This is a genomic window from Hydrocoleum sp. CS-953, assembly GCF_002260545.1.
In the GTDB taxonomy this organism is placed as follows: Bacteria; Cyanobacteriota; Cyanobacteriia; order Cyanobacteriales; family Microcoleaceae; genus Trichodesmium.
On sequence record NZ_LGSU01000548.1, the window covers coordinates 1 to 3,598 of the forward strand.

Consider the following 3,598-nt stretch of genomic DNA (forward strand, 5'->3'; position numbering starts at 1 on the left):
GACATAGACTGATGATGAATCAAAGACCACGGAAACACTTTTCCAACTGTTCCCTGTTCCCTGTTCCCTGTTCCCTGCTATAATACAGATGTTAAGCATGAATAGGAATTGAAAAACTCATGCTATTCAAATCTTTTCTTTCTCCTGACTCCTGTACGGGCGTTAACGATAGTTATGCGAAGCTAACGGCCGTTTCGCTGCGCGACATCAAACGCCCCTACGACTTCTGACTCCTAGAGCGATACGATAACTAATTACCCGGATTCTATATCACAACCTATTTAGGATTGCTATACTAAATATTATTGCTCCAACTGGTTTAATGACTTAAATCACTAAAACATAGAAATTTAACTCACTACTTAATCTCCGTTTAAACACCGAAAAAAGATGCACAAATCACATACATAACTGAAGGAGAGTGTCAATATAAAAATATAGGGAGTCGAAAGAAATACTAATTAATTTTCCCTCAGCTCCTAGTCTCTATAGTAAAAGGATATAGAATCATGCTATTTAACAAAAATATAAGAACTACTGAAAATCATCCCATTAATTCCGAGTCAGTAGCAAAAAGAGCAGAAAATCCAGCTAATTCATCTAAAAAACAATCCAAGAGTTGTTTACATATGATTTGGTTAAAAGATGAAAATGGAAATTTAACCGCACATTGGACAACTCAAGATTAAAATATGTTAATTAATCCTTCAGGACTTATACCATGTCCGATTGAACGCTTATAATTTAAGATAGTAGGGGAGTAGGGGAGTAGAGGAGTAGGGGAAAAATTAAAATATATCCTCTCNTGTCCGATTGAACGCTTATAATTTAAGATAGTAGGGGAGTAGGGGAGTAGAGGAGTAGGGGAAAAATTAAAATATATCCTCTCGATCGCGAAATATTTTATTTATACCTAATCATCCGGACATGATATTACGCATAACCGCCATGTCTAGTAGGGGCGTTTGCGGAGCATTCCGGAACGGAAATGGCCATGTGCTAACGCAAAGGTCCGCTTTATATGTCGCGCAGCAAAACGCACCTACAGATAGCCATTCGCCGCTACAGATAGCGTATTATTTAATAATTTGCGTAAGTCCTGTCCTTTTTTTGAGATGACCATAATATCACAATAATTGGCGATCGCTCCTAATTATCTTAGCGATCGCCGATTTTAGTTAAAACCTAAACTGAGTCCGGAATGTACTAACCCAAATAGTATCATTAACATCATCGTGATTCGGATTAGTAATCACAAATAAACCAGGAGTCAAAGAGATATTATCATTAACTTGAAAACGATAAATTGCCTCTATATGTATAGATGTATCATCATCCTTCAAGGCATCATCATCACCCCCATCAGTCACAATAGGAGGCACCCCAACCATTAGACCACCCATATTTCCTTCTCTAAATAAGTCTGGGAAGGCAAAATACAACATTCCATTAATAATAGTCACATCATCATCATCATTATCATTGCCAGTTTCAGGTCGCGCCCAGGTGGAACCAAANCAATAGGAGGCACCCCAACCATTAGACCACCCATATTTCCTTCTCTAAATAAGTCTGGGAAGGCAAAATACAACATTCCATTAATAATAGTCACATCATCATCATCATTATCATTGCCAGTTTCAGGTCGCGCCCAGGTGGAACCAAACCAACCTCCCACTTCAACCTTTTCATTAACTCTCCAATGAGCTTGGAAACCAACGTTATCAGCAGTCGTAGCTATTCCATCAAACGGGTCTTGAGCTTTAAAACTACCAGTACCATTAGTAATATCAACCCCATCGTCACCCCAATACTTACGCACATAACCTAGAGTAAATGCCAAGCTATCTGATGGTTCAATCACAAGTTGACCTAATGCACTATAAGCACCATTGAATGCACCCGCACCCTCTTGAGGATTCGCCGGATCGTCTGCTAAGTAAGCTACATTTACTTGAAACTTGTCATTAAATGCGTAGCTAAAACCAACACCTGCATTAGCTGGACCTCGGAACATGGTAGGGTCGCGTCGTCCGAATCTAGAGATAGTGCCATCCCCTTCATCTGCAAAGGGTGTTAAAACTACAGAAACGTCATCTAGGTCAACTCCAATAGGACCGATGAGAGCTTGGGCGCGTTCGCCAATGGGAAACTGATAGAACATCAAATCAATACCAAAATCATCACTACCATCACCTTCATCAATAGAGGCAAGAGTCATTAAGGTATTAGTGAGTTCTGGTTCGCTCAACTCATTAAGATTATTAGCTTGTAGACGAGTGAAGAGCAAATCTTCTCCAGTAAAGCTAGTCTCAAACTCTAGCCTAACACGATAAGAAAGAGAGGTCTCGGTTTTGTCATTGCCAGAAGATTCTCCACGGGCTGCTGCTCTTTCCCCGAAGGTATCATTTAACCAAAACAGAACTTCTCCATTGAGTTTGGTGGTAGTGGAAAATTGGTTGCTTTCTAGTTCGGCGGTGCGTGCTTCTAATGAATCTACACGACCGCGCAATGCTGCTAGTTCGGCAGCAAATTCTTCTTGTAAGCGTTGCAATACAGCTAAGTCTTCTCTGGTAACGAGGTTAGTAGTTGCTGCTGCAATTAATTCTGTAATTCTATCTAAGCAAGCATTTAATCCGGCAGCAAATTCAAAGCGAGTCATGGCGCGGTTGCCTTTGTAGGTGCCGTCGGGATAACCTGCGATACAACCATAACGTTCGACTAATGATTGTAATGCTTGGAATGCCCAGTCTGTAGGCTGCACGTCTGATAATTGGGAAACAGAAGTTACTTGATCTATTGTTTCTTCTGCTTCTAGCTCAGATACACTGGGCATTGCTAATGAGGGGTCATCCATTGGTAGGGGACGAAATGCCTGGGCGATTTGTATTGGGGGGTTAGCCTGGGCAGGATTGGCTATAAATAATGTGGCACTGAGAATACTGGGGCTATATTTTCTAACTTTATTAAAAATAATTTTCATTAATTTTGTACTCACACCTATTAATTGTTTGTGCTGTCCCCTACTTAAGTAAGGGATAAAAAGCAAATAATATCTTACACTGACTGCTTTGCATGGCTTGTCAGAGGATAATTACTTATTGAGTCTGTTTATTATTAACTCTTTAATTTGGAATTGTCAAGTTTAAAATATTAATGGCCTCGGAATTTACAGCAGAGTAGGGGAGCGGGGGTAGGGACGTTGCATAAGGGCGTCCGTACAGGAGTAATTTTTTTTGCTCAACTCTTGCCTAAAATGCTAACTTTTTGATTTTTCGGGAACCGTGCATAAAGAGCTGAAAACTAGGTACTTTTTGCAGACCTAAAAAGCCTAAAACCTTTATCTGTAAATGCTTTGATAGTTAATCAGCAGAGCAATAACTACTGAAGTGAAACAGCTAAAATAGTGGATTAGGTCATTTAGGTGCAGGGTGGGGCGGGTTAATCTAAATTTAATATTAAGCCTAATTAATTTAACGCGGAAGCCACCCCTACTATAGATAAATGTTTCAGCATTTTTAGGTCTTGAAAAAGTACAAGGTTTTCGTTCTAGCGAGCTTAAAAGTTAGGATTTTGGGTTGACTATTGGCTGAAAAAT

2 protein-coding genes and 1 pseudogene are annotated in these 3,598 nt (G+C 39.8%); 1 reads left to right on the plus strand and 2 read right to left on the minus strand.

Features of this window, described 5'->3' with window-relative positions; genetic code table 11:
• Positions 1-509: 509 nt before the first annotated feature.
• Complete coding sequence (locus tag AFK68_RS05775) at positions 510-689, plus strand: hypothetical protein (protein ID WP_094671955.1); 180 nt, start codon at positions 510-512, stop codon at positions 687-689.
• 489 nt (positions 690-1,178) lie between these two features.
• Here the strand turns inward: AFK68_RS05775 and AFK68_RS05780 are convergent.
• Positions 1,179-1,517: iron uptake porin (locus AFK68_RS05780; RefSeq protein ID WP_143437574.1), on the minus strand; the 339-nt coding region annotated here is incomplete at its 5' end.
• A 1-nt stretch (position 1,518) separates the two neighbouring features.
• Positions 1,519-2,983, minus strand: a pseudogene (locus tag AFK68_RS05785) (iron uptake porin); the annotation flags it as partial.
• Between the last annotated feature and the right edge of the window lie 615 nt (positions 2,984-3,598).

What these genes read in the sequence shown, in the direction of transcription:
- AFK68_RS05775 (WP_094671955.1), top strand. Translation starts at nt 510, where the DNA reads ATGCTATTTAACAAAAATATAAGAACTACTGAAAATCATCCCATTAAT.